This is a genomic window from Marinobacter sp. (genome assembly GCF_040882185.1).
GTDB lineage: Bacteria > Pseudomonadota > Gammaproteobacteria > Pseudomonadales > Oleiphilaceae > Marinobacter.
On record NZ_JBBEBW010000001.1, the window covers coordinates 1 to 26,819 of the forward strand.

The following is a 26,819-nucleotide window of genomic DNA, read 5'->3' on the forward strand; positions in this document are numbered from 1 at the left end:
GAGGACAATGCTTTGGGGTTAAAAGCTGACTCCGCATGAATCACCGCTCGAACGAGGGCTGGATCAACCTGAAACTGCTGCGCGGCGGTTTCAATTTCATCCTGATAAACGCTCACATATAAGCGGGTATTGTGCCAGTCAACCTTGGAATCCGGCTGGCACGCGTAACATTCGAAACGAATAACATCAAAGTCGACACCTGCTGGACGCACTTTGCTGAACGCCAGCACACCATCACTGTTCTGGTAGCGATAAATGGTTTCTTTCTTGGTGCTGGCAAGCGGCGCCTGCTCGGCAGCCGGTATATTAGTGAACTCCACACTGCCGTCCGGATGAACGACCCGCCGCACTGTGTCGGCGAAAGCCGACTGTGAGGCGAGTAGCACCAATAACATACCGATGAGCAATGGTATGTGGATTTTGACGGCGAGATTCATTCAGGCCTCACAGCGGCTGATCCTTGTGGGCGCTGGCCAGCGCTTTCAGATAATGACAAATCCAAAAGGATTATAGTACCCAAAGAGGATTATGGTACCGAAAGCCGCCACCAGAACGGAACCCGGCAGCAAATTACTCAGCGACTTTCAGCGCATCTCCGGGCACCCTCACCCATCCTTCCATTAATATTCTTGCACTTCGGCTCATAATCGCTTTTCTCACCGTCCATTCGCCATTTACCTGAGTGGCCTCTGCCCCAACTCTCAGGGTGCCGGAAGGATGCCCGAAGCACACGGAGGTACGGTCGCCACCGCCCGCCGCCTGGTTAACCAGGGTTTCCGGCACGGCAGCGGCGGTAGCAATTGCGACGGCGGCGGTGCCCATCATGGCGTGATGCAATTTACCCATCGACAAAGCACGCACCAGCAAATCGATTTCACTGGCAGATACCTGCTTACCACTGGAAGAAACATACTCCGCTGGCCTAGCAACAAAGGCGACCTTGGGCGTATGTTGACTGCCGGAGGCTTCTTCAATGGTTTTCGCCAGACCCATGCGCACCGCTCCATGAAGACGGATGGTTTCGAACATTGCCAGAGCCTTGGGATCGCTGTTAATCGCCTCCTGCAATTCCGTGCCTTTGTAGCCAATATCTTCGGCGTTCAGGAAAATAGTCGGGATGCCTGCGTTGATCATCGTCGCTTTGAACGTGCCAACACCCGGCACATCCAGATCGTCTACCCGGTTGCCTGTGGGAAACATGGCACCGTCGCCGTCAGCGGGATCCATGAATTCAATCTGGACCTCAGCGGCGGGAAAGGTCACTCCATCAAGTTCAAAATCGCCAGTTTCCTGCACTTCACCGTTGGTAATGGGTATATGGGCGATGATGGTTTTCTGGATATTCGCCTGCCAGATGCGCACCGTGACTGTGCCGTTCTGTGGCACACGATCCGGGTCAATCAACCCGCTATTAATGGCAAAGGCGCCGACTGCTGCAGACAGATTGCCGCAATTACCACTCCAGTCTACAAACGGCTTGTCGATAGCAACCTGGCCAAACAGATAATCCACATCGTGGTCCGGTACCGTTGGTTTGGCGAGGATGACGGTTTTGCTGGTGCTGGAGGTGGCGCTACCCATACCGTCAATCTGCTTCTCATAAGGATCAGGGCTACCAATGACTCTCAACAGAAGCTGGTCTCTGGCTTTACCAGGCACCTGAGCGGCCTCAGGCAAATCTTCCAGGCGGAGGAACACCCCTTTGCTGGTCCCTCCCCGCATGTAGGTCGCGGGGATTTTGATCTGTGGTGCGTGAATGACTGTCTGGTTCATAAAAGGTTCCTCAGGCGACGGCTTCCGATTCCAGGAAATCCTGTGCGAAGCGTTGCAGTACGCCGCCCGCTTCGTAGATGGAAAACTCTTCCTGGGTATCGAGGCGGCAGGTAACCGGTATTTCCTCACGCTCACCAGTCTTGCGATGGATAACCAGCGTCAGAGTCGTTCCGGGTTTAAAGTCACCCACCACATCGAAGGTTTCGGTGCCGTCAATACCAAGCGTTGTACGGGTTGTACCGGGCTTGAACTCAAGTGGCATGACGCCCATACCCACCAGGTTGGTGCGATGAATGCGCTCAAAACCTTCTGCTACGATGGCCTCGACGCCTGCCAGGCGAACACCTTTGGCAGCCCAGTCACGGGAGGAACCCTGACCGTAGTCGGCACCTGCGATGATGATCAGCGGCTGCTTGCGTTCCATGTAGGTTTCGATGGCTTCCCACATGCGGGTGACCTGACCTTCCGGCTCAATGCGGGCCAGTGAGCCCTGTTTGACCTTACCATTCTCCTGCACCATCTCATTGAGCAGTTTGGGGTTGGCAAAGGTCGCACGTTGAGCGGTCAGGTGGTCTCCCCGGTGAGTGGCATAGGAGTTGAAATCCACTTCCGGCACACCCATTTTTTCCAGATAGGCGCCAGCGGCGCTGTCCAACATGATGGCGTTGGAAGGCGACAGATGATCGGTGGTGATGTTGTCACCCAGAACCGCCAATGGCCGCATGCCCTTCATGGCACGCTCTCCCGCCAATGCGCCCTCCCAATATGGCGGCCGGCGGATGTAGGTGCTTTGCGGGCGCCATTCATAAAGCGGGCTGACCTGGGCCTGGGCTTCGCGGGTTACATCAAACATTGGAATGTAAACGTCGCGGTATTGTTGCGGTTTTACACTGGTCTTAACGATGGCATCGATTTCTTCGTCGCTGGGCCAGATATCCTTGAGGGTTATCGGGTTGCCCTGCTGGTCAGTGCCGAGGGTGTCTTTCTCGATATCAAACCGGATGGTGCCTGCGATCGCATAGGCCACGACCAGCGGAGGAGATGCCAGGAAAGCCTGTTTGGCGTAGGGATGGATACGGCCATCAAAGTTACGGTTGCCGGACAACACGGCGGTGGAATACAGATCCCGATCCACCACTTCTTTCTGGATCACCGGGTCCAGGGCGCCACTCATGCCGTTGCAGGTGGTGCAGGCAAAGGCAACAACGCCAAAGCCCAGGTGTTCCAACTCAGGCAGAAGTTTGGCTTCTTCCAGGTACATTTTTACGGTCTTGGAACCCGGAGCCAGGGAGGATTTTACCCAGGGCTTGCGGGTCAGACCCAGTTTATTGGCGTTGCGGGCGATCAGTCCGGCAGCAATCATGTTGCGCGGGTTGCTGGTGTTGGTGCAACTGGTGATCGCCGCGATGATAACAGCGCCGTCCGGCATCCTGCCTTCTTCGTTCTCTACAATCCCACTGACGCCCCGGGAGGCCAGTTCTGAAGTAGGCAACAATGAATGAGGGTTGGACGGACCGGCCAACGTGCGGGGCACGCTGGACAGATCAAACGTCAGCACCCGTTCATACTCTGCGTCTTTCAGGGCGTCTGCCCACAGGCCGGTATGTTTGGCGAAGATTTCTACCAACTTGACCTGGTCATCTTCCCTACCGGTGAGGCGGAGGTAATCCGTGGTTTGCTCGTCGATAAAGAACATGGCTGCAGTAGCGCCGTATTCCGGAGTCATGTTGGAGATGGTAGCGCGGTCACCAACGGTTAATCGGGAAGCACCCTCGCCATAAAACTCAAGGTAGGCGCCCACTACACGCTGCTTTCGCAGAAAGGCGGTCAGCGCCAGCACGAGATCTGTACTGGTAATGCCAGGCTGCAGCTTCCCGGTGAGTTCAACGCCAACGATATCCGGCAGGCGCATATAAGAGGCGCGGCCCAGCATTACGCTTTCCGCTTCCAGCCCACCTACGCCAATGGAGATGACACCCAGGGCATCAACCATCGGAGTGTGGCTGTCAGTGCCCACACAGGTATCTACAAAGGCTACCCGATCGCTGACCTGCACCACCGGCGACATCTTCTCCAGATTGATCTGGTGCATGATGCCGTTGCCGGGAGGAATTACATCTACGTTCTTGAATGCGGTTTTCGTCCAGTTGATGAAGTGAAACCGGTCATCGTTACGGCGGTCTTCAATGGCACGGTTCTTCTCGAAAGCGTCGGCTTCGAAACCGGCGTGTTCCACCGCCAGGGAGTGATCCACAATCAGCTGGGTCGGTACCACCGGGTTTACTTTTGCCGGGTCGCCGCCTTTATCTGCGATGGCATCCCGCAAACCTGCCAGATCTACCAGCGCGGTCTGGCCCAGAATGTCATGGCATACAACCCGTGCCGGGTACCAGGGGAAATCCAGGTCGCGCTTACGCTCGATCATCTGTTTGAGGGCATCGGTCAGCATGCCAGGATCACAGCGACGCACCAGATTCTCCGCCAGCACGCGGGAAGTGTAAGGGAGTTTGTCGTAGGCACCGGGCTGGATAGCATCGACTGCCTCGCGGGTGTCAAAGTAATCAAACTCGGTGCCGGGAAGAGGCTTGCGGTATTCAGTGTTCATGGTTAGCAACTCAATTGATTGAAATGGAGACTGAGGAGACTGAGGGGTCTGACCCCGCATGGGGTCAGACCCCTTTACCGAGACTGAAGAGCCAGACTGAGGGGTCTGACCCCGTACGGGGTCAGACCCCTTTACCGACCCCTGTACCTCAAGGCCGCTCGTCGATCGGCACCCATTTGGAATCCGATGGCCCGGTATAATCGGCGCTGGGGCGGATAATGCGATTGTTTTCCCGCTGCTCTTTAACGTGAGCAGTCCACCCGGATACCCGGGACATCACGAAGATGGGGGTGAACAGCTCGGTGGGGATGCCCATAAAGTGATAGGCCGAGGCATGGAAAAAATCGGCGTTGCAGAACAGTTTTTTCTCCCGCCACATAACTTCTTCACAGCGCACGGAGACGGGGTAAAGCACCTTGTCTCCCACTTCCTCCGCAAGTTTTTCAGACCATTTCTTGATAATGCCATTGCGAGGATCGGTTTCACGGTAGATGGCATGGCCGAAGCCCATGATTTTTTCTTTGCGCTCCAGCATGCCCATCAGGCCTTTTTCGGCCTCGTCCGGAGTTTTGAAGCGTTCGATCAGCGCCATAGCGGCCTCATTGGCACCACCGTGCAGCGGCCCGCGCAAGGTCCCTATGGCACCGGTTACACAGCTATGAATATCTGACAGTGTGGAAGCGCAAACCCGGGCGGTGAAGGTAGAGGCGTTGAATTCGTGCTCGGCATACAGGATCAATGACACGTTCATAACGCGTTCATGGAGCTCACTTGGCTTCTTGCCGTGCAACAGCTCCAGGAAATGCCCGCCGATGGAATCGCAGTCACCGTCGGTCTTGATGCGCACGCCATCAGTAACGAAGCGATACCAGTAACAGATGATGCTGGGGAACGCCGCCAGCATGCGATCAATCTTGTCGTCCTGCTCGCTGAAATCCTGTTCGGTTTCCAGGTTGCCCAGCATGGAACAACCGGTGCGCATTACGTCCATGGGGTGAGCATCTTTGGGGATCTGCTCCAATACTGTTTTGAGTGCGTCCGGCAATGTGCGCAGGCTGCTCAGTTTCTTTTTATAAGCATCCAGTTCCTGACGATTGGGCAGCTTGCCCCGCAGCAACAGGTAAGCGACTTCCTCAAACTGCGCGTTGTCTGCCAGATCGTTGATCTCGTAACCGCGATAGGTTAACCCGGCGCCGCTCTGTCCGACGGTACATAGTGCGGTTTCACCCGCCACCTGGCCGCGAAGGCCTGCGCTGTTCTGTTTTTGCTCCGCCATGGTGTTCCCCTTTCATCTTTTACGTTGTCGTATTTTTTATAGGCCTGAGGGGGACTGTGGACTGGGGGGTCTGACCCCGTACGGGGTCAGACCCCCCAGTCCACAGTCCTTCCTCGTGGTTTTCTGTAGTTATTTCTTCTGTTGAAACAATTGGTCGAGCTTCTGTTCGAACTCGTGGTAATTCAGGAAATCGTACAGTTCCATGCGGGTCTGCATTTTGTCCACCACCTCTTTCTGATCGCCTTTGGTGAGGATGTTTTGATAGACCTCAAGGGCCGCTTTATTCATGGCGCGGAAGGCGCTGAGTGGATAAAGAACCATGGCAGCTCCGGCCTCCGCCAATTCCTCGCGATTGTATAAAGGTGTTGCGCCAAACTCGGTGATGTTGGCGAGTATGGGTGCATCAACGGCAGCGGAGAACGCTTTGTAATGCTCGAGTTCGGTGACGGCTTCAGCAAAGATGCCGTCTGCACCCGCCTCTATGCAGGCCTGGGCACGATCAATAGCAGCGTCCAGCCCTTCCTGCTGGAAAGCATCGGTGCGGGCCATGATAAAGAAGTCTTCGTCTTCCCGGGCGTCTACGCAGGCTTTGATTCGGTCTACCATTTCCTCTTTCGAGACGATGGCCTTGTTCGGGCGATGGCCGCAACGCTTCTGGGCAACCTGGTCTTCAATGTGCACAGCAGCAGCACCGGCTCGCTCCATCTGCTGGATGGTACGGGTGATGTTGAAGGCGCCGCCCCAGCCAGTATCGATATCGACTAACAGTGGTACAGCGCTGGCGCCGGTAATACGGCGAACATCCTCGATGACGTCATTAAGCGAGGTCATGCCCAGATCCGGCAGACCGTAGGAGGCGTTAGCTACCCCGCCGCCAGACAGATAAATAGCCTGATGCCCCACTTTTTCAGCCATCATAGCCGTGTACGCATTAACAGTGCCGACAATCTGGAGTGGGTGGTTATCTTTGAGTGCCTTGCGAAAACGGGCACCGGGCGATTGTGTATGGGACATGGTGGGGCTCCTGTGGTTTATAGGATCGGGTATGCTGGCGGTACTTCAAATATCCAGCACACCTTCCCTGATTTTCTGCTCAATGTTTTTTCTTGCGGCGTTGATGTGTCTGCGCATAAGAAATTCAGCCAGTTCGCCATCCCGCTGGGCGATTGCTTCCACAATGCGTCGGTGTTCACCCAGCGCTTTGTGGGGGCGACCGGCTGAGGTACTTAAACGATACCTGTACATTCTGACCATGTAGTACAGGTCGCCCAGTAGCATTTGTGCAAGTTTGGCGTTGCGGCTGCCGGTAGCGATCCGGTGATGGAAGTCGTAGTCCCCTTCACCCTGATAATACGCTTGACCATGAGCCTGTTCGATCATGGTTTCGTGGCTGTCCAGGGTGGCATACAAGTCAGCGATTTCGGCGTCTGTCATTCGCTCGGCAGCCTGACGTGCCGCCAGACCCTCCATGGTTTCACGAATGTGGTAGAGCTCTATAAGCTCATCAGCGCTGACCGAGACGACTTTAACCCCGGCATGGGGCCGCCTTACCAGAAGTCCCCGGGACTCGAGACGGCCGAGAGCTTCCCGAAGCGGGCCCCGCGTCAGATTAAAACGAGCACACAATTCGATCTCGCCAATTTTTTCACCGGGGGCCAAATCACCTTTCACAATGGCTGTTTGCAAACAGTCAAAGGCGTCATCTGCTCTGGTTTGGGATTGAATCGTCGCGTGCATAGTCACTTTTGTTAACAATCCAGGATTTATAGCGTTGAAAAGTACGCTTCATAGCCCATTTTGTCAACAATCCATAAGCGGGCGCGTCTATGGCTATTTCCCAAGGGGTTTACCCTGACGTACATTTCCATTTTACAAGCCGTTGTTTTCAGGCTTCCTGTTTGTTCAACAAGTCCGGTACACTCAATTTCTACCGTTCTACACCGTTATGTTCATTGATAAGGATGCCAAAATGATTAAAAAGTGTCTGTTCCCGGTTGCCGGTTATGGAACCCGCTTCCTACCCGCCACCAAGGCGATGCCGAAGGAAATTCTTCCGATTGTTAACAAGCCTCTGGTGCAGTACGGGGTTGAAGAAGCGGCTGCTGCCGGCATTCACGAGTTTGGTTTCGTAACAGGCCGCGGTAAGCGCGCCATTGAGGACCACTTCGATATCAGCTATGAGCTGGAACATCAGATTGCCGGTTCTGGCAAAGAAGATTTGCTCCAATCCATTCGTGAACTCATTGATAACAACAGCTTTGCCTTTACCCGTCAGAATGAAATGAAAGGTCTGGGTCACGCCATTTTAACCGGCCGAAATCTGGTGGGTGACAATCCGTTCGCTGTGGTGCTAGCGGATGACTTCTGTGTTGCAGACGGCGCTGATGAGGGCGTACTGGCCCAGATGGTCAAGCTTTATCACCAGTTCCGGTGCTCCATTGTGGCCATCGAAGAAGTTCCCGCCGATGAAACCCATAAATATGGCGTTATCGCAGGCGAGTCCATGAAGGACGGGCTTTATCGCATTACAGACATGGTTGAAAAACCAGCACCTGAAGACGCTCCCAGCAACCTGGCCATCATCGGCCGGTATATTCTGACGCCCGATATTTTCGATATTATCGAGCGGACACCACCGGGCAAAAACGGCGAGGTGCAGATTACAGACGCGCTGCTGGAACAGGCCAAAAACGGCTGTGTGCTGGCGTATAAGTTCAAGGGGCGTCGTTTTGACTGCGGCAGTATTGATGGCTTCGTCGAAGCGACCAATTATGTCTACGAGAATATTTATAAGGCTGGCAAAAACACCACGGCGACCGGGGGTAAGAAAGAAAAGAAATAATTTGCTGTGATTCTGGCTATTGGCGAGGTCTTCTTCGCGACTTCAGTCGCTCTGCGGTTTACCCGAGTAATTGTATGACCATGCGTCGGTTTTCACTGGTGTTTTTGCGGAATCGGCGTAGCAATTCAGTTTCGTCTTCGGTCAATTGAAGACGACCAATTTCTTTTTCAAGTTGGGCAAGGGATTCGTTCAGATCATGTCCGTTGCCAAATGTCAGGCCAGGCAATTCGAGCTGGCCAGCATCCGCAAGGTCTTCAAAGTCGAGCAGGGTTTCGAGGGTTGTTTCGGTCCTGAGGCACAGATCCATTAGCTCGACAACACTCGGATAGCTCCTGTATCTGGTATCTGACGATTCCCAGCGGTCCACCTCCGCTTCGTCCACACTGCATATGCGGGCAATATCTGCCTGGGACAACTTGAGAGTGTCCCGCAGGTGTACTAAACGCCGATGGAATGATTGCATGTATCGCATAAGTGTTCGCCTCGACAACTCTACTGAACGCGTTACCGCGCTGGCTCAAACGATTCCCGATCTTCAATCCTGATTTGACCAGTTCGGAATTCGGTTTTCTTCCAACGCTTTCTGAGCTTCGGCCGGATCACCGCTGTCTATGATTTGCGCCAGCCAGTCGCGCTCGGCAGCAAAACCGGTTTCCAGTGGTCTCATCCTGGCATGTTCTATGAGCTGTTTGGCCGCCCGACTCGCCCTGGGGCTCTGCCGTAAAACCCGTTCCGCCCAATTAAGAGTATGATTTACCACACTGCCAGCCTCGGCAACGTCATCCACCAAACCAAGCTTTAATGCTTCTTGGGCGTTCACGGTCTCTTCCAGCAGCATCATTCGCTTGGCACGGGACTCTCCGATCAGGCGGGGGAGCAACTGACTGGCCCCACCGTAGGCCAGCCGTCCCTCGGAACCGGCTGTAAATTGAAAGCGGGCGGTATCGGCGCACACCCTGAAGTCGCAATTGAGCGCAACAGCTACACCCTCATTGTGCGCATCCCCGGTTATGGCTGCAAACGTAACACCGGGAAACCTTCGTAGGGCACTGAAGGCCTGGGAGAACAACCGACCCAGATTTGCCCCCTTCAACGGGTCCTGGACTGCCAGTACTTCGGGTGAAAGGCCTGCAGAGAACCAGCCACGGCCTTCCCCGGGTTCCGTCGATGTTATGATCAGACAGCGACAACGTGCATCACGCCCCAGTGCCACTATATGGCTATGAAACTGCTCCAGCATGGCCTCCGACCACTCATGACGAGGCGGATTTCTGAGCGTGAGCGTCGCAACCACACCATCCTGCGTAAGCGTGACCTGTTGTTCATACTCCAAACCGGGACACTCCTTTAAAAACATTCTAAAGTTAATCGGGGACTATCCATTACAACTCAGCACCGGTTGTTTGGCAATGAAGCCGGGATTGAGGCATTTAATACCCTGAAAGTGATTCGATGACGTTTTTGTTCGTATCTCTAAAAACCGTTATCCATGGGCACGAAACGAATGACAAAACATACCATTGACGCTGCAACTGCGTGGCAGCTTATTCGGGATTCTGTAGACAGGCAGGGCGTGACGTTGATGCTGCCCGGCTCACATACCCCTGCCCTGAAGCTTGGCAATAAAGCTGACCGGCAGGTGTGTTTGCCTGCTACCGATGTGGCCAGAGATCTTTTCACTCTATTTCTGCCCCTTTGCAGGCCCGTCGGCGGAGCCCGCAAGCAGCACGTTGTTGCCCAATTAGGTCAAAGTCTGGATGGCCGGACGGCCACAGAGCGGGGAGCCTGTCAGTTGATCAACGGCAAGGACGGCATTGCCCATCTTCATCGCATACGGGCGCTCTCCGACGCTGTCGTAATAGGCGCCGGTACAGCCACTGCAGATAACCCGCAGCTTACCGTGCGCAAGGTAGAGGGTGTGAATCCTGTGCGGGTGGTGATCGACCCGAGAAAACGCGTACCCGACAACCACCACCTGTTTACCGATGAGCAGGCACCCACATTGCGGCTTGTGGCTGGCACGCTAGCGCCGGGATCAAAGCTTGTTCCGGCAAAAGGCGTTACTGAGGTGCCTTGTCTTCCGCCTGCGGGTCAACCGGCAGATCCCGCACTGATACTGTCCGTGCTGGCATCGTTCGGCCTGAAACGGATATTCATAGAAGGTGGAGGCCTGACGGTGTCCAGCTTTCTGAAAGCCCGGTTGCTTAACCGGTTGCATGTGATGGTCGCCCCAATGATTATTGGCAGCGGGCAGGCAGCGTTTTCGCTCCCGGAAATCGATTCCATTGATCAGGCTCTGCGGCCTTCCGCCACCATGATCAACCTTGGTTCGGATATGTTGTTTGATCTGAACTTTGACGAGCCCGCCCCGCCCCGCTGAGCAACACGCCCACGCCCGGCAAACTGGAGACCAGAACCAACAGGCCGTAGGCAACACTCAACGCCACGCCCTGTTCAGCGGGAAAACCGGCCAACGGCCACAGCAGCGCAGCCGCGCCCTCGCGCACTCCCCAGCCTGCAATCGTAATCGGTAACATCATAGCCAGTAACAAGCCGGCACTCAGGGGCAACAGCTGGTGCAGCGCCAAAGTAGTTGCCTGCATATCCGGAACAGTCTGGCCTTTGGCCAGGATAACGAAAACCGCCAGATAGGTCGCCACTACCAGTACAGAACTGGTGAGCTGTATCACCAAAGATCTTCGATTGAACAGCGAGCGTCTGACGGCTTCCGCACCCTGCCTGAAAAAGCCTGCAAGAGAACGGCGGTAGAACACACCTATTACCATTAAAATGACCGCAGCCATTACGAACACAGGCCACGATAAACCGGTGCTCAAGGAGCTGGAGACCGATCCCGCCCCGGTATCGGAAAATGGCCAGAACGCCACCAGCAAGACGACGGTCACCAAGGCCAGGGCAAGCTGTCCTGACAGCCGTTCAATCATCACTGCATGGATGGCAGGAGCTCGCGAGTTGGCGTCCGTGCCATGACGCCAGGCACGGTTAACATCCCCCAACACGCCTCCGGGTAAAACCTGATTAACGAACGTTGCAAGATAATATTCGCGGATAGCTTTGCTAAACGGTAATTCGAGGTTCAGGCGTCGGGCAGTATAGCGCCAGCGCCAGGCCGACAACCCGACCTGCACCACCGTGACCGCCAATGCTGCCACCCAAAAGGCCGGAGCAATCATCTTCAATTGGTCGAGGATGGTTTTACCGTCCAGCGAGCTTATAACCGCGGCAAGCAACAGGCCAGTCACAAGCCAACGCACAATGGGGTGTGATAACCAGGGAGGCATAGCGTCAGTTACCAGGCAGCGCTAACAGATCACGGTGATGCACTGACACTACGAGATCACCGGCCCGAATGGACTGGCCACGATCTTCAAACCAACGCTGAATACGATCCTCAGATTCCGGCATTTGTTCCACCGCTGCATCCCGGTAGCCCTCCAGCAACGCAAGCTGAAGACGACGATCCTCGGCCCCGAGCCGCCAGGCACTGGGTGCCTCACAGATCACCGCGCCGCGGGCTTTCATTAAGCGGACCAGAGCGCCGGTTGCCCCCGGACCTGACGCCTGACCGAGGCCTTTGTCCCGAGACTGGTGAGCATTGAGTGCGTGCTGGATGAGATCATCATCCTGATGGCCTGGTTCGAACCCGAATTCGCCTGCGTATGAGAGCACGATCAGTAAAGCCGAGTTACGGGCGGTGACAGCATCCGCCAAAGCCTCCAGCCATGGCTCTGAAACCAGGTCGATCAAGGCCGACGCGGTTACCAGATCAACGCTCGAAGGTAACGCCTCATCCAGATTCGAGGCCGTCAGACGCACCAAGTGATAATCAGCACGTACACCCAACGCACTCTCGGGAAGATGCTTGAGTGCATGGGTCAGCAATTGTTTATCCTGATCGAGCAACATCCAATGCTGTGGCATGGGGAGCCGGGGGACCAGATATCGACAATTCGACCCGGAACCCGACCCCAGATCAGCAATCTCGACTGGCCGCCCGGCCTCGGTGAACCGATGACTCAACCAATCCGCCAGATGACTGGTGATGGTAACGTCACGAGCCCGGTGATCGGCGTTTTCCCGTAATGCCAGCCAGTTTCCATCGAAAACGCTGTGATCGGGGAAGGTTTGCAGGATCTCATCAATGGCCGTTTTGAACGTTGTGCCTGCCAGTGGCCAGGAAGTTAGTTGTGACCGGGCGATGCGTGCCTGTTCTCGGTTCTCTAGGAGCAGGTCACGATCGGATATCCAGGCTCTCAGACAACTCACCAACTCCGCCACCTGCCCTGCTCCATACTTTTGTATCCCGGGCCGGTCGGCCGTCCGGGCGAGAGCCCCGCCGTCTGAACTGATCACCGGCAGCCCCCGGGCCAGTGCTTCGTCGATCACCATGCCGTAGCCTTCGTACAGAGAGGGCAGGATAAAGATATCCGCGTTATCGAAAGCCTTCGCCAGTTCTTCATCACCCTTCTCCCCCGCCAGCAAAATGCGCTCTGCAAGGTTCAGGTGCTCAATCTGTAGCTGTAATTCGCTCGCATAGTCCGCCGCCCGATCAGGAGAACCCACCAGGGTGCACTGCCATGGCAGCTCCCGCAATTGGGCCAGTGCCGAGACCAATTGATCCTGGGCTTTTCTGGGCGAAAGTGTGCCCACCGACAGTAATTGAACCGGTTTTGATAACTCGGTGGCGGCCAGTACGGACGCTTCAGGGAAGACATCAACGCCGGGCTCTACTGTTCTCATCCGGTCGGCAGGCACGTCATACCGGGCCAGCTCCTGCACGGTAAAACCGCTGGTTGTTATAACACCAGCAACCTGAGCCAGAGCCGCCTTTTCACTGAAGAACAGGCTTTCCCGCGACTCGTCATTAAGGCCGGTTTCATCGGCCAACGGATGATGCACAAGCGCTATCAGATGCAGACGCCCGGCATGCTGCGCAAGTACATCCGGTAATCCCCCCATAGCCAAACCGTCCAGGATGACAACCGAGTGGTCAGGCAACCCCCGAAGCTCGTTGTCCATCGCCTGCCTCGCCACGGCATCGACTTCCGGAAAGCGGCCTTCCAGACCTTTCAGCTCAACAGCTTGTCCATCTCCCCGAAGCGCCGATACTATGCGGCGTACATAGGTGTAACCGCCGGTGCGTTGTTCCGGGCTGCCAGGTACGATAAAGGTCAACGGTTGGGTCATGCCAGTGCCCCTTTAAAGCTCGCTGCGATAGCTTGCCCAGGCAACATGGGATTCGCCCAGGGTGACGTTCAGCGCCGTCAGGCCCTTGCCAGTTTCCCCCAGGGCGTTCGCTTTTATAGCGGCGGCCATACGGTCAAACACTACCTTCGCCATGACTTCGGTAGTGGTGTTGCGGCCCGCCAAGGCGGGCAGTTCGTCCAGGTTCTTCATGTTGAATTCGGCCAGAATCTGCTTGAGTTGCTCGCTGGCGAGGCCGATATCAACGATCAGATCGTCCTGATCCAGAACCTCCCGCTCAAAACTGACATCCACCACATAGGTGGCACCGTGAAGCGCCTGGGCCGGGCCGAAGATTTCGCCGTTGAAGCTATGGGCGATCATCATGTGGTCTCTAACAGTCAAACTGTACATAGGGGCTCCTGTTACCTGCCAAACCCGATCAAATCTCAGGGTTCGCGGGTGGGTAAATGATTCGATGACAAAGTTCTGAGCTGCCCGCCTGGCTGAGAACAGCCATGGTTTCCGGCAACTGGTCAAACCGGCTCTCACCACTGATCAGAGCATCAAGGACCGGATCCGCCAGCAGGGACAGCGCCAGGGAGAGCCGGTCCCGATATTCCCAGCGGGGGGTCTGCGAAGGGCTGATACTGCCAACCTGGCTGGAACGCAGTGTCAGGCGGCGGGCATGAAATGACTGACCCAAAGGTAGCGATACGTTCTGATCGCCAAACCAGCTCATCTCGATGATGCGCCCTTCCTGGCCCGCAAGATCCAATGCCGTTACCAGTCCTGCGGGGTGGCCGCTGGCATGGATCACCAGATCATGATCGGTCAGGTCGCTCTGAGTCGCAAACCGGACGCCGAGTGAATCGAGCAATGGCAAGCGGTCAGCGTTGGTATCAATAGCGGTCACCCGGGTACCGGGAATTTTATTCGCAAGGTAGGCCATTAAAATTCCTACTACGCCACAACCCACCACGGCAATGCGATCGCCCACCCGAGGTGACGCATCCCAGAGACCGTTGACGGCGGTTTCCATGTTCGCCGCCAGCACCGCGCGATGAGCGGGTACATCATCAGGTAGCGGAATGACGGCATCCGCTGGCACCCGGTACCGGGTTTGGTGGGAGTAGAGGCAGAACACCATCTTGCCCAATAACGAATCAGGGCCGGAAATCACTTTGCCAGCGTTGGCGTAACCGTGTCGCACCGGATAGGGAAAATCGCCCGCCTGAAATGGCGCGCGCATGCGCTCATATTCGCTTTCGGGCACCTTGTTGAGAAAAACCAGACTCTCAGTACCCCGGCTGACACCGGAATAATGGGTTTCCACCTCGACCATTGGGGTGCCGATGTTCACTTCCGTCGTTAGCGGGGTTGCACGAATTTCTCCGGTGGCGGCCCCGGTAACCCAGAAGGCGTCTGCAGTTGCTGCGACGGTCTGATCAACTGGTGTGCTCGACATCAAGCCTCCTTTGCTTATGGATTTGCAGTGACGGGTCCATCTGTTCGGAGGTGCGGCCCGTAAAACCTTTATAGTCAGTGCATCTATACTACCTTAAGAGCTTACGTGCCGAGGGCTGAATGGATTCTATTACGATCGATACCGATAAACACTATCATCGCGCCAACCTGATGCCGGAACTACTTTCCGGGCTCGTGCTGATGGTTGTCTTACTGGTGCTGGCTGACGTTATTCTGCCCGTTCACGTTTCAGTTGGATTACCGGTTTATGGCCTGGCGGTGGCTCTCTATACCCTTTTGGCGGGACTCATCCTGTGGGGTTGGCATACAAGCGCAAACTATCGGGACTTTGGCTGGGCCAATCGGGTCACCCTGCTACGCGGTATGATCACGGTTACTCTTGCGGCTCTCGCCTGCTTTCCCGATCTTCTCACCATACTGGCATGGCCGTTCGCCGTCAGCAGTCTGGCTATACTCCTGCTGGACGGAGTGGATGGTGCCATCGCGCGCAGCTCTGGCTTTAAGAGCGCGTTCGGCGCCCGGTTTGACATGGAACTGGACGCTCTGCTGATTGTCGTACTGTGCATCGCACTGGTTAACCTTGATAAAGTCGGGCTCTGGGTGCTCGCTCTGGGGGTTATGCGCTACGCTTTTATTATCGCTGGCTTATTCTGGCCAGCGCTGCAAGCGCCGCTACCGGAAAGTTTTTGGCGTAAAACAGTGTGTGTTTGGCAAATCGTCACGCTGATGATCGCAATATTGCCCGTCGTCAGCGCTGGGTTTGCCTTCTGGACACTCGCACTGGCACTGGTTCTGCTGGTCTATTCGTTTGCGTTGGATACGGTCTGGCTTGTGCGTCATCGACGTTTGAACCCTGAACAAGTTACCGAGCCACAATCAAGGAGCCCACTATGAAGTTATCACCTAGCCTGCTAGCCCCGGCGACGCTCGCCGCAGCCCTGGTCTTGTCACCTACTACGGCTACTGCCGAACCGGCTAGCTACACCATTGACGACGAACATTTCTCCATCAGCTTTCAGGTCATGCATCTTGGTTATGCCAACGTGATCGGGATGTTTACCGAAGCCGAAGGCTCTTTCGAGTACGATTCCGAGTCCAACGACATCAGCGCTGGCACCGTGACGATTCAGGCTGACAGCATATTCACCAACCATGACCGTCGGGACAGCCATCTGCGCGGCGAAGATTTTCTTAACACTGACGAATACCCGGAAATCGTGTTTACAGTGGGCGATTTTGAAACCACTGGCGATAACACCGGTAAACTCTCCGGCGACCTCGAGATGCACGGTGAAACCAAGCCAGTCACCCTTGACGTCACCTTTAACAAGGCGGCTGAGTACCCCTTTGGCCATGAAAAATATACCGTGGGCATTTCAGCAGAGACCACCATCAAACGCAGTGAATGGGGTATCAGCTACGGCTTGAATATGGTCGAAGACGACATAAAACTGCAGTTTGAATTAGAGGCGATCAAAGACTGACCCTGCATGTGACCCGCGTCACAGTTGTTGCTCGTAATGGCTCAAAATTCGCCTACAATTTGTTCAATCGATTGGGTTTTTGTAGTTTCGAGACAACAACAATAAATATTCTGGCGGTCTTCCTATCGTCAGTCTGGAGTGACGAATGCGTGTTCGCGGCCCCTTGATCGTGCTGGCGTTGGTGGCTTCGGCAGCGGGCCTGGGATGGGCTGTGGCGAAAGAAAACCAGTGGTCTTTGCCCGTGCCATTTCAACTGGCACTGCGGAGTGAAACCATCACACCTGCAAAAATACCACCTCCTGAACCTGTATTGGCGAAGGAGGCCGCTGCACCTGCTCCCCCTTCTGATGACGCACTCGGTTATATGTTCATTCAGGTCGCAGATCAATACGAACAAAGCTCCCGTTACCCAAGTTACTCCGTTGCGCTAAGTTCGGAACAAGCAACCGCCTATGCGGGTAATCATTTTGACCCCATCGCCCTGCCACTTTCTAACGGCGGTGAATTCACCGTGTCTCTCGAAAAATTCCGCTTTACCCGAGAGGAGGATATTCTGGTGGTTGCCAGCCTGTCCGGTCCAATGGTGGTTGGTCATAGTATGTCGGCCAGCCTTGAGTCAGCGACCGATGCAAAGTGTCAGGCCAGAATGGTCCTTCGGCGCTGTACTTCAATCACTTCACGGTATTGATGGACGAAGGCGCCAGCCACAGCGGTGTGTTGGGTAGCGAAACCGGCAATATCTCGGTGCCGGTGGTGAACAACACAACCCTCAACGGGTTACAGGTAGACTTTGCCAGCCGTACTTACAACAAGCGCGCGTGGTATCAATGGTGGGGTGCGGGAGACCGATACATTGAAGTGCCGGGCTCTGCCAGCACGGATACGTCCTCATTGATGTATAACACTCTGAACAACTGATTCAGTGATTGCCAGTTGGCCCAGGGACGGGCCATTTGCAGGCCTGCCCTACCCGATTAATCTTTCTGCCAACGCCCTTGCCTGCCACTCAGCGGTAAGTACTTCGCTTGCTATTCATGTTAGCATTTCAGCCTGTCCCGCTGCTTTTACCTGTGTCTGGAGCTCTGCTGAATGCCCATGACTGACGCGCGCAAATCCGATCTGTTATTGCTGGTTTCTACGCTGCTGGCAGCGATGAGCTGGATGTTCTCCAAAGAGGCCGTATCGTTGATGCCGCCGCTGATGTTTATGGCGGTTCGATTTTTGATGGCCGGTAGCATTCTGGCTCTTTTGGCACATCGCCACTTGAGACGGATGTCAGCAGAGCAGTTGATTCAGAGCGCCAGGGTCGGGCTGGTGTTTGGTATCGCTATGAGTTGCTGGGTGACGGGCCTGTTTCTCGGCACCCACCTGGGTGAAGGCGCCTTTCTCACCAGTCTGGGGGTGGTGATTGTCCCGATAATCGCACGGGTGTTGTTCAAGGAGGCGCAACCTACCAGTACCTGGCTTGCCATTCCCGTCGCTGTGAGTGGTCTGGCGCTGCTTTCGCTTGAAAACGGTTTCCGGCCGGAATTGGGACAACTCTTTTTCATAGCCGCAGCCTTTATTTTTGCGCTCTATTTTACTCTCAATACTCGCGCAGCCAACAACCGCATGGTGACAAACCGGGCTGGTGAATCTCGCCAGAAAGACCGGGTGCCCGCGTTACCTCTAACCGCTATTGCACTATTGACTGTCGCAGTAGTGACAACGTCGCTCTCTGCACTGCTGGAGCCTTGGGTGCCGACCCTGAATTCGCTCTCCTGGGCCATGGTCTGGTGGGTCAGTGCAAGTGCGATTATCGGCACAGCGGGGCGTTTTCTCGTACAAACCTATGCCCAGAGCCTGTCCGTCCACAGTCATGGCGTCGTGATCCTCATTGTTGAGCCAGTATGGGTGGCACTGTTTGCCGCAGGGTGGTTTGACGAAAGCATGACCATTACGCAAGTTGGCGGCTGCGCCGTGATTTTCACCGCGCTGCTGATTAACCGCTGGACGGTGTTTAGCCGGGTAACCCGGGGATGGTTGAAACAAAGAGGTTGACCGCTTTGTCCAGTATCAGTATATTTCCACCCCGTTGACGGAGGACCATAGCTCAGTTGGTTAGAGCGCTGCCTTGACATGGCAGAGGTCGGCAGTTCAAATCTGCCTGGTCCTACCATTTTAAAAGTCTCACCCCCTCTGTCCGCTTTTTCGATTTTACGTCCGACACAATAGCCGTAATTCGTAGATCTTCCTGAAGACTCAAGCCTTTTTTGTCCTGCAATTTGCCAGACGTGCGCAATAAAGCTAACTTTATTTTCCGATCACTGACGATAATGTTATATATTCCCATTATGTGAGCGCATTCAAACGGCTGCGTGTCATCTCGCGAGTGTCAAACCGGGGACAGAATGCAAAACACAACCGATTTGAAGCGTTTGCTTGTTCTCGATGATGAGCCGGACGTTGCTACCACCCTATGCCTCATGGCGGAAGGGGCCTTTTTTGAGACCCAACATACCAGCGATGCTGAAGTATTCCTGGAAAAAATCGATACCTGGTCACCGACCCATGTCGTTGTAGACTTGCAAATGCCTGACAGGGACGGGGTTGAGGTGTTGCAGACTCTAGCGAAAATGGGGTGCGGAGCCGCTGTGATCATCGCTTCAGGACTGGGTGGCCGAATATTGGACTCCGCTGCCAGGGCTGCCAAGGAAAACGGACTCCAGTTTATAGGTACGTTGTCGAAACCATTTTCCCGTGCTGCGTTTCGGGCTTTGCTTACTACAGACGTCCCAACGTCCTTGCCGCGTAAGGTAACTTCTTCCGCTGCCAACCTAAGCTCAGTCACCGAAGAGCAGCTTGCCGACGCTCTGCATAACCAAGTATTTGTGGCGCATTTCCAACCCAAGATTTCATGTACCAACGGTGCGCTAGCTGGTTTTGAGTGCCTGGCCCGCTGGCCGCTAAAAGACGGTAGCATGATACCCCCTGATCTTTTTATCAGCTTGGCTGAGCAGACGGGGCTGATTCACGAACTTAGCCGGCAGGTTTATCATTTCGCAATGGCTAATCTTCCACAGCAAGTGCATAGCCAAGGCGTGAAAATTGCACTGAACCTCTCTCCAATTAACCTGAAAGATGAGGGTTTCCCTCGTTGGCTACTTGAGAAGTGTGAAGAGAACGACGTAGCACCATCTCAGGTCATACTGGAAGTTACGGAAACAGCCAGTATGGATAGCCCCCTGGCGTTACTTGAGAACCTGACCCAGTTCCGCATTAAGGGCTTTCAGCTATCCATTGATGATTTCGGTGTTGGATATTCTTCCCTCGTTCAGCTTGCTCGGCTCCCATTTTCAGAACTCAAGATTGATCAGATGTTTGTCAAGACTGTTGCCACCTCGAAGGAATCTCAGAAAATTGTCACTGCGATCGTTAATCTTGGTAAATCCTTGGGGCTTGATGTGACGGCAGAGGGTGTGGAAGATCCATGGGCATTGAACTTTTTGCATGAGATTGGTTGTGACGAGGCTCAGGGATACTTCATTGCCCGACCGATGGCCACTCCTGCTGCATCAGCATGGACACAACCCCCTTTCGAGGTTTAGCAATGAGCCAGCTCACCGACCAGCAATATCGGCGTCTGTTCGAGAGTGCCGCGGGCAAAACTCTGGTACTGCGGCCAGACAGCTATGAAATACTGGCGGCAAGTAAAGACTACCTGAACGTCACCATGACTCGGGAAGAAGATATCGTTGGCAAAAACCTCTTCGAGGTCTTTCCGGATGCACCCGACGACCCGAAGGCAGATGGCACTCATAATCTGCGTGCCTCACTCCAACGGGTTCGATCATTCAAGGCGCCCGATATCATGGGGGTGCAACGCTACCCCATTCCAACTCCAAGCGGGGGCTTTGAGGAGCGCTTCTGGAGTCCGGTTAACACCCCGGTCCTGGATGGAGCGGGTGACATCGAATTCATTATCCACCGAGTGGAAGACGTTACAGGGATCGTTCATCCGCAGCCGGAGGGCAGCCTGACCCAGGCAGAACAGCTTTTACAGCTGGCAGGGCAAAAGGTTCGGCTGGGTGGCTGGTGCGTCGAACTCGACTCTGAAGTCGTTATCTGGACCCGGGAAACCGCTGCAATTCACGGCAAACCTGCGGGCTTTTCTCCGGCATCCGTAGAAGAGGGGATGGGATTCTATGCTCCGGAGCATAGAGGACTCATCTTGAACGCCTTCCAGAATTGTATTCAATATGGCAAAGAATTTGATGTTATTTGCCAACTGGACACAGCCACCACACAACGCATATGGGTTCGGGTAATCGGTGCCCCCGAACGGGACGAGCACGGCAGGATCATCGCAGTACAAGGGGCATTTCAGGATATTTCAAAGCTGCGCGAAGCTGAAGATCGCGCCGACCAGGCTGATCGCCAAAGAATCCACATCCTCGAGAGCATCAGCGATGCCTTTTTTGCTCTCGATGAAAATTGGAATTTCAGCTATCTCAATCGACAAGCAGAGGTGCTGCTTGAACGCTCACGTGTCGATCTGCTGGGACGCAACGTATGGACCGAGTTTCCGACGGCGGTCGGAAGCACCTTTCAGCGGCAATACCAACATGCTCTGGAAAACCAGCAAACAGTCGAGTTCAGGGAGTTTTACCCCCCTCTTAATAAATGGTTGGACGTGAGTGCCTATCCGATACCCGATGGGTTGGCGGTTTACTTTCGCGACATCACCCAGCGTAAACAGCAGGAGGCCGAGTTACTGCTGAATCAGGAACGCTTCCGCCTGATATCAAAGGCAACCAACGATGTGATTTGGGACTGGAACTTCGACGCCGGTACAGTTTGGTGGAACGATTCCATGTACGAGGTTTTTGGCCACCAGGCCTCTGATTTAGAACCCGGGCCGGAATCCTGGACCCGCAGGATACACCCGGATGACCTCGACCGCGTTTACCACAGCATCCACGAAGTTATCGACGGGCCGGTGGATCACTGGACTGAAGAATATCGGTTTATCAAAGGTGATGGTCAATACGCGACGGTAATTGATCGCGGTTTTGTTATTCGTGAGCCCTCTGGTAAAGCGATTCGGATGCTGGGAAGTATGCTCGACATTACTGAGCGCATGGAGCTTGAGACGCGGCTGCGGGAGTCCCAGAAGCTTGAAGCTGTTGGCCATCTTACCGGAGGCGTCGCCCATGACTTTAACAATTTACTGACCGTCATCATGGGTAACTCAGAAGAACTGGCGGAACGACTCACCGACCGACATCTTCGCCTTATGGCCGAGATGACTGTTTCTGCCGCCGCGCGAGGTGCTGAATTAACCAATCGCCTGCTGGCCTTTGCCCGTCGCCAGCCGCTGGAGCCAAAGCCCATGAACGTCAACCGGCTGGTTGGTGAAATGGAAGCTCTCATTCGCCGCACCCTGCCTGAGAATATCCAATTCGAGTTTCTGGGCGAATCAGACCTCAAAATCACGGAGGTAGACGCGAACCAGTTGGATACAGCATTACTCAACCTTGTGATAAACGCCCGGGATGCCATGCCTAACGGTGGCAAATTGACCATCGAAACCGGTAACGCCTGGCTCGATGATGAGTATGCCGCCCGCCATCAGGAAGTATCGCCTGGTGAATATGTGATGATCTGTGTTTCAGACACTGGCATAGGAATGGATGAAGACACCCAGAACAGTGCGTTCGAACCATTTTTTACCACCAAAGCTATTGGCAAAGGCAGTGGGCTTGGATTAAGTATGGTATTCGGCTTCACCAAACAAACTGGTGGCCATATTAAAATCTATTCCGAACAGGGTGAAGGCACTTCAGTAAAACTGTACTTCCCGAGCGCAGAAGCCCTGCAGGAGAGCAGCGACATTGACGAGACAGAGCAACCCATGCGTGGCGGCGATGAACATATCCTGATCGCTGAAGATGACGATCTGGTACGGGAGCATCTGACCGGACAATTACAAACGCTTGGCTACCGGGTAACAAGTGTCGGCTCAGGCCCCGCTGCATTGGCTGCCCTTCACCTAAATAGTGATATCAGCTTGCTGTTAACAGACATCATCATGCCCGGTGGTATGAATGGCCGAGAGCTTTCGAATATAGCGCAGGGCAAGCACCCCGCGCTCAGAGTGTTGTACACCTCTGGTTATACGGAAAACGCGATCGTGCACCATGGTCGCCTGGACCCAGGTGTCGACCTGCTGAGCAAACCCTACCGGCGCCGGGATCTGGCGCTGAAAGTAAGGAAAGTGCTCGATGGCGACAGAAACACAGTTCGCAAATAAAACTCATAAGTAGCGACGAAGAAAAAATCCATTCAAGCCGGACGAATGGATCACTTCAGGAGGGAAGGTATCCGCTTACGCGGTTAAACCTTATAAAATCCCCGATACCAATCAACGAAGTTGGCGATTCCCTCATCAACAGTGGTTGCTGGCTTGTAGCCCACATCGTCTATCAGCGCGTCTACATTGGCATAGGTAGCAGGCACGTCACCCGGCTGCAGAGGCAGCAGGTTTTTCTCGGCTTTCTTACCGAGTCGTTCCTCGATAATCTCAATAAAGCGGGAGAGCTCCACCGGATTGTTGCTGCCGATATTGTAAAGCCTGTAAGGCGCCATGCTGGTGCCGGGATCGGGGTTCTTACCTGACCATTGCTCATTCGGTGAAGCGACGTTGTCGAGGGTCCGTACGACGCCTTCGACGATATCGTCTATGTAGGTGAAATCACGTTTGTGGTGCCCATGGTTGAACACATCAATGGGCTCGCCTGCCAGTATCTTTTTAGTGAAGATAAACAGCGCCATATCCGGTCTGCCCCAGGGGCCGTAAACGGTAAAGAAGCGCAGTCCTGTGGTAGGCAACTGGTAAAGGTTACTGTAGGTGTGGGCCATCAGTTCGTTGGCTTTCTTGGACGCTGCGTAGAGACTCAACGGATGATCGACGTTATCGTGTACCGAGAATGGCATCGCCTCGTTGGCGCCATAGACCGAGCTACTGGACGCATAAACGAGATGCTTAACGCCGTTGTGGCGACAACCTTCTAGAATATTCATGAAGCCAACGAGGTTGGCGTCTACATAAGCATTCGGATTCTCGATGGAGTAGCGCACTCCGGCCTGGGCAGCCAGATTCACTACCCGCTCCGGTTTGTGTTCCCGGAACAGGGCCTCCATGGCGGCACGATCGGATATATCCTTTCGCACTTCGGTAAACCCGGCCTTGCAGGTTAACCGAGCCAGACGGGCTTCTTTAAGGCTGACATCGTAGTAGTCATTGACGATATCAACGCCAATGACTTCATCTCCGCGGTCCAGCAGGCGATGAGCCAGATGTGAGCCGATAAACCCGGCGGTCCCTGTTACGAGAATTTTCAATGCTTTCTCCCTGTACTGGATTTACCAATGTTGCCAAATGGCTGTGGCAGCTATCGGGTTTACTCGGTTCGCGACTGAAGTCGCTCCTACAACAGAATCGAAATGTTCAATCGGGTCAGAATACCAGACCGGCACTTACGAAAGGTCCGCCAATTTCGATATCGAGCGCTTCGTTACTGTCTTCGTAATCGATGTTCATCTGACGGTAGCCTGCGCGCAACTGCACCACTGCGAACTCGTATTGACCGTAGGCGTTATAGTCATAGATGGAATCACCATCGAAGCTGATGAAGTTACCCTCAGCACCTACGGAAGCCCCGGTAAAAGGTAGATCGAACCGTGCTGCCAGGTAACCCATGGGAAGCGTGCCATCTATTTTAGTACGACTGACTTCATTGCCCGGGAACCGCTCTTCTATTAACAGTTCGCCGTCAAAAGTACGGGCGGTGATACCTGCGTCCAGATTGACCCAGTTATCGAGTACCTCATAATAAAGTGTGACATCAAACTGATCGAGGTCGAGCCTTGAGTCCACCTCTGCGCCCGGCGCGATGCCATCGAACGCAGCGACACCAACTTCACCCCTTCCATTCTGCTCAATAGAGGTATAGTTCAGTCTGACGTTTGGCAGCAACGGAACCGGGTGCTCGATATAAGCACTCAGGTTGGCGTTTGAGTCACTGTCAAGATTGAGGTCATCCTCAACGTCAATGGCAGAATCACTGTTGGTTGCTGTGCCACTCAGATCAGAATCCCAATAACTGACGTTGGCGCCGATGCCAACAATGTCGGCACTGGCGAATGGGGCGGCAAGCACCAGAGTGGTCCCGGCTAGCAATAGAATTTTTCGCATAAATTACCTTCTTGTGGTTGTTTCCCCGCTGGTAGGGCTGGTCGATATCAGTCGAACTGAATGCCCAGACGGCGGCCGACTTCTTCATAGGTTTCGATAACGTCTCCAAGCCCTTGCCTGAATCGGTCCTTGTCCATTTTCTTGCGGCTGTCCTTATCCCATATACGACAACCGTCGGGGCTGAACTCGTCGCCGAGCACAATCTTGTCGCCGGAACGCCCGAATTCCAGTTTATAATCCACCAACAACATACCAGCAGCATCAAACAGCGATTTAAGCACGTCATTGACCCGATAGGTCAATGTCTTCATCTGCGACAGTTCGTCTGCAGAGGCCCAACCGAAAGTGACCGCCAGAGACTCGTTCACCATAGGGTCGTGGAGCGCATCATTTTTGAGAAACAACTCGAATGTCGGGGGGGAGAGATTCTGACCTTCCTCAACTCCGAGGCGGCGGCAAAGACTGCCCGCCGAGATATTGCGGACGACACATTCGACCGGAATCATGTCAAGCCTCATGACCAGCGACTCGACAGGAGACAATAAACTTACGAAGTGGGTGGGGATCCCGGCTGCTTCAAGCTTCTCCATTATAAAAGCGTTAAAACGATTGTTTACCATACCCTTGCGGTTAAGTTGCTCTTTCCGTTCGCCATCGAAGGCAGAGGTGTCATCGCGAAATAACAACACAAACCGGTCAGGATCTACTGTTCGATAAACAGATTTGGCTTTACCCGCATAAAGCTCATCGCGCTTTTCCATTCCTGTTCTCCTGTTAGGTCAGGCCATATCCGCTGACGCACAACATCTAGTAAAGATATTCGAACAACTCTGACAACAATCTTTGTGAGCGATCATTGCCGGCATATTCATCAGATTTTGCGGTACTCACCAACACCCTGTCCTGTTGCGTTTCGAGCCGAACCTGGAAGGTGTACTCCGGGGTAGGCTCATCGGCAAACCAGTTAAACCAGCCAGGATCCCGTTCTTCGTCGGTGCGGAAATCGACGTAAAATATGCCATTACTACGATCAAGATCCACAACAGGCACTTCAGCTTCGTCCAAAGCGCGCCTCACTTCCGCCCAGGCACGGTCAAACCCGACAACCATCTCGATGGCGTTCGCTATCCCGTCCTCATTTACCATGGCGACCTTGGGGGCCGTTGTCATCGTCAGGGCAGCACGGGAATAAGACTTGGTATCATCACGAGCCTCAAGGTAAGACGCCAGGTCCGTCAAAAGCGACTTCTCAATAATCAGATTGTCTGAATCAGACTGCCATTGCAGCAATTGGTCCGGGCTTTCACTAATTTCCAGCTTACGCAGCTGAATTTCAGTGGTTTTCCGACGAACACCTGGCGTCACCCTGGCTTGAACTACCACCAATTCCTCGCCCTCCGAATTCTGGGGCAACTGCAAAAGGGTGCGGGCACGCTGGCTGAAATTAACGACATCGCTCTGTATGACGCCTAACTGCGTGCTGTCTTCCACCACCCCCAGCCCGCGATCATTAAAGTAAGCTGTAACAGAGGGCCAAACCCGACCGGGCACATCATTCACCAATACCCAGGCCTGATCGTCCACTTCTTCGATAATATAATTTTCCTCCAGAATTTCGGATGTCATATCAGGAGGTTGCGGAATATCTGAGGGGTTCATTTCGCCGCGGTTGTTGCTGCCGATCTCCCGGATCGGGAACGCTTCGCCTCTTCGCTCCATGACATGCCCCTCAGCCAGCTTCAATGGCTCACCCTCGGACGCATTGACGTAATTTTCAGAGCGATCGTCTATAAGACTGCAACCTGCCAGCCCGGCACTCAGAAGGAATCCGAATACTGAGCCAGTCAGGACTTTCCTTGACTGCACTGCCATTGAGTAACTCCAGGGAGTCGTTTGCAAGAGTTTAAAAC

At 54.3% G+C, this 26,819-nt stretch carries 25 protein-coding genes and 1 tRNA gene; 10 read left to right on the top strand and 16 right to left on the bottom strand.

The window, feature by feature from the left end:
- From WEB64_RS00005 to WEB64_RS00030, 6 genes are all read right to left on the bottom strand, one after another.
- On the bottom strand, positions 1-437 hold a 437-nt coding region (locus tag WEB64_RS00005; RefSeq protein ID WP_368065500.1), incomplete at its 3' end, for a transglycosylase SLT domain-containing protein.
- A 133-nt stretch (positions 438-570) separates the two neighbouring features.
- On the bottom strand, positions 571-1,773 hold the full coding sequence (gene prpF, locus WEB64_RS00010; RefSeq protein ID WP_368059481.1) for a 2-methylaconitate cis-trans isomerase PrpF: 1,203 nt from the start codon (positions 1,771-1,773) through the stop codon (positions 571-573).
- A gap of 10 nt (positions 1,774-1,783) precedes the next feature.
- Positions 1,784-4,378, bottom strand: coding sequence for a Fe/S-dependent 2-methylisocitrate dehydratase AcnD (gene acnD, locus WEB64_RS00015; RefSeq protein ID WP_368059479.1), 2,595 nt, complete (start codon positions 4,376-4,378; stop codon positions 1,784-1,786).
- Between the two features lie 148 nt (positions 4,379-4,526).
- Complete coding sequence (prpC, locus tag WEB64_RS00020) at positions 4,527-5,654, bottom strand: 2-methylcitrate synthase (RefSeq protein WP_368059477.1); 1,128 nt, start codon at positions 5,652-5,654, stop codon at positions 4,527-4,529.
- Positions 5,655-5,783: 129 nt separating this feature from the next.
- Positions 5,784-6,668, bottom strand: coding sequence for a methylisocitrate lyase (gene prpB, locus WEB64_RS00025; protein WP_368059475.1), 885 nt, complete (start codon positions 6,666-6,668; stop codon positions 5,784-5,786).
- 45 nt (positions 6,669-6,713) lie between these two features.
- Positions 6,714-7,391, bottom strand: coding sequence for a GntR family transcriptional regulator (locus tag WEB64_RS00030; protein ID WP_368059473.1), 678 nt, complete (start codon positions 7,389-7,391; stop codon positions 6,714-6,716).
- A 232-nt stretch (positions 7,392-7,623) separates the two neighbouring features.
- On the opposite strand from WEB64_RS00030, the gene galU reads away from it, so the two are divergent.
- Positions 7,624-8,496 (top strand): UTP--glucose-1-phosphate uridylyltransferase GalU, encoded by an 873-nt coding sequence (gene galU, locus WEB64_RS00035; protein WP_368059471.1) that lies wholly within the window; start codon positions 7,624-7,626, stop codon positions 8,494-8,496.
- Between the two features lie 58 nt (positions 8,497-8,554).
- On the opposite strand, the gene WEB64_RS00040 is transcribed toward galU, so the two are convergent.
- On the bottom strand, positions 8,555-8,968 hold the full coding sequence (locus WEB64_RS00040; protein ID WP_368059469.1) for an XRE family transcriptional regulator: 414 nt from the start codon (positions 8,966-8,968) through the stop codon (positions 8,555-8,557).
- Positions 8,969-9,031: 63 nt separating this feature from the next.
- Positions 9,032-9,829 (bottom strand): enoyl-CoA hydratase-related protein, encoded by a 798-nt coding sequence (locus tag WEB64_RS00045; protein ID WP_368059467.1) that lies wholly within the window; start codon positions 9,827-9,829, stop codon positions 9,032-9,034.
- Positions 9,830-10,000: 171 nt separating this feature from the next.
- On the opposite strand from WEB64_RS00045, the gene WEB64_RS00050 reads away from it, so the two are divergent.
- Positions 10,001-10,876, top strand: a complete 876-nt coding sequence (locus tag WEB64_RS00050) for a RibD family protein (protein WP_368059465.1) — start codon at positions 10,001-10,003, stop codon at positions 10,874-10,876.
- Here the strand turns inward: WEB64_RS00050 and WEB64_RS00055 are convergent.
- The 4 genes from WEB64_RS00055 to WEB64_RS00070 are packed head-to-tail and all read right to left on the bottom strand — an operon-like array spanning position 10,815 to position 15,169.
- Positions 10,815-11,798 carry a lysylphosphatidylglycerol synthase transmembrane domain-containing protein gene (locus tag WEB64_RS00055; RefSeq protein WP_368059463.1) on the bottom strand — a complete coding sequence of 328 codons (984 nt, stop codon included), beginning with the start codon at positions 11,796-11,798 and terminating at the stop codon, positions 10,815-10,817. The genes WEB64_RS00050 and WEB64_RS00055 overlap by 62 nt on opposite strands.
- A 4-nt stretch (positions 11,799-11,802) precedes the next feature.
- A complete protein-coding gene (locus WEB64_RS00060) occupies positions 11,803-13,704 on the bottom strand; it encodes a glycosyltransferase (protein WP_368059461.1) in 1,902 nt (633 codons plus the stop codon).
- Between the two features lie 12 nt (positions 13,705-13,716).
- Positions 13,717-14,115: a 6-pyruvoyl tetrahydropterin synthase family protein gene (locus WEB64_RS00065; RefSeq protein ID WP_368059459.1), complete on the bottom strand. Its 399-nt coding sequence runs from the start codon at positions 14,113-14,115 to the stop codon at positions 13,717-13,719.
- Positions 14,116-14,143: 28 nt separating this feature from the next.
- Positions 14,144-15,169: a zinc-binding alcohol dehydrogenase gene (locus WEB64_RS00070; protein ID WP_368059457.1), complete on the bottom strand. Its 1,026-nt coding sequence runs from the start codon at positions 15,167-15,169 to the stop codon at positions 14,144-14,146.
- Positions 15,170-15,288: 119 nt separating this feature from the next.
- On the opposite strand from WEB64_RS00070, the gene WEB64_RS00075 reads away from it, so the two are divergent.
- From WEB64_RS00075 to WEB64_RS00110, 8 genes are all read left to right on the top strand, one after another.
- Complete coding sequence (locus WEB64_RS00075) at positions 15,289-16,083, top strand: CDP-alcohol phosphatidyltransferase family protein (RefSeq protein ID WP_368059455.1); 795 nt, start codon at positions 15,289-15,291, stop codon at positions 16,081-16,083.
- The gene (locus WEB64_RS00080; RefSeq protein WP_368059453.1) at positions 16,080-16,673 is read left to right on the top strand and encodes a YceI family protein; all 594 of its coding nucleotides are present in this window, start codon (positions 16,080-16,082) and stop codon (positions 16,671-16,673) included. The genes WEB64_RS00075 and WEB64_RS00080 overlap by 4 nt, the downstream gene beginning before the upstream one ends.
- Before the next feature lie 145 nt (positions 16,674-16,818).
- Entirely contained in the window at positions 16,819-17,361 is a 543-nt protein-coding gene (locus WEB64_RS00085) for a hypothetical protein (RefSeq protein ID WP_368059451.1), read from the top strand.
- Positions 17,361-17,591 (top strand): hypothetical protein, encoded by a 231-nt coding sequence (locus WEB64_RS00090; RefSeq protein ID WP_368059449.1) that lies wholly within the window; start codon positions 17,361-17,363, stop codon positions 17,589-17,591. Before WEB64_RS00085 ends, WEB64_RS00090 begins: the two co-directional genes overlap by 1 nt.
- Positions 17,592-17,768: 177 nt before the next feature.
- Positions 17,769-18,713, top strand: coding sequence for a DMT family transporter (locus tag WEB64_RS00095; protein ID WP_368059578.1), 945 nt, complete (start codon positions 17,769-17,771; stop codon positions 18,711-18,713).
- A 41-nt stretch (positions 18,714-18,754) separates the two neighbouring features.
- Positions 18,755-18,831 (top strand) — tRNA-Val (locus tag WEB64_RS00100).
- 232 nt (positions 18,832-19,063) lie between these two features.
- Positions 19,064-20,260 carry an EAL domain-containing protein gene (locus tag WEB64_RS00105; protein ID WP_368059220.1) on the top strand — a complete coding sequence of 399 codons (1,197 nt, stop codon included), beginning with the start codon at positions 19,064-19,066 and terminating at the stop codon, positions 20,258-20,260.
- Positions 20,261-20,262: 2 nt separating this feature from the next.
- Complete coding sequence (locus WEB64_RS00110) at positions 20,263-22,965, top strand: PAS domain-containing protein (protein ID WP_368059222.1); 2,703 nt, start codon at positions 20,263-20,265, stop codon at positions 22,963-22,965.
- 83 nt (positions 22,966-23,048) lie between these two features.
- Here WEB64_RS00110 and WEB64_RS00115 read toward each other — a convergent pair whose 3' ends face one another.
- From WEB64_RS00115 to bamC, 4 genes are all read right to left on the bottom strand, one after another.
- On the bottom strand, positions 23,049-24,056 hold the full coding sequence (locus WEB64_RS00115; RefSeq protein WP_368059224.1) for an NAD-dependent epimerase: 1,008 nt from the start codon (positions 24,054-24,056) through the stop codon (positions 23,049-23,051).
- Between the two features lie 115 nt (positions 24,057-24,171).
- Positions 24,172-24,909 (bottom strand): TIGR04219 family outer membrane beta-barrel protein, encoded by a 738-nt coding sequence (locus tag WEB64_RS00120; RefSeq protein WP_368059226.1) that lies wholly within the window; start codon positions 24,907-24,909, stop codon positions 24,172-24,174.
- Positions 24,910-24,956: 47 nt separating this feature from the next.
- Positions 24,957-25,670: a phosphoribosylaminoimidazolesuccinocarboxamide synthase gene (purC, locus tag WEB64_RS00125; RefSeq protein ID WP_368059228.1), complete on the bottom strand. Its 714-nt coding sequence runs from the start codon at positions 25,668-25,670 to the stop codon at positions 24,957-24,959.
- Between the two features lie 46 nt (positions 25,671-25,716).
- Complete coding sequence (gene bamC / locus WEB64_RS00130) at positions 25,717-26,781, bottom strand: outer membrane protein assembly factor BamC (protein ID WP_368059230.1); 1,065 nt, start codon at positions 26,779-26,781, stop codon at positions 25,717-25,719.
- Positions 26,782-26,819: the final 38 nt, after the last annotated feature.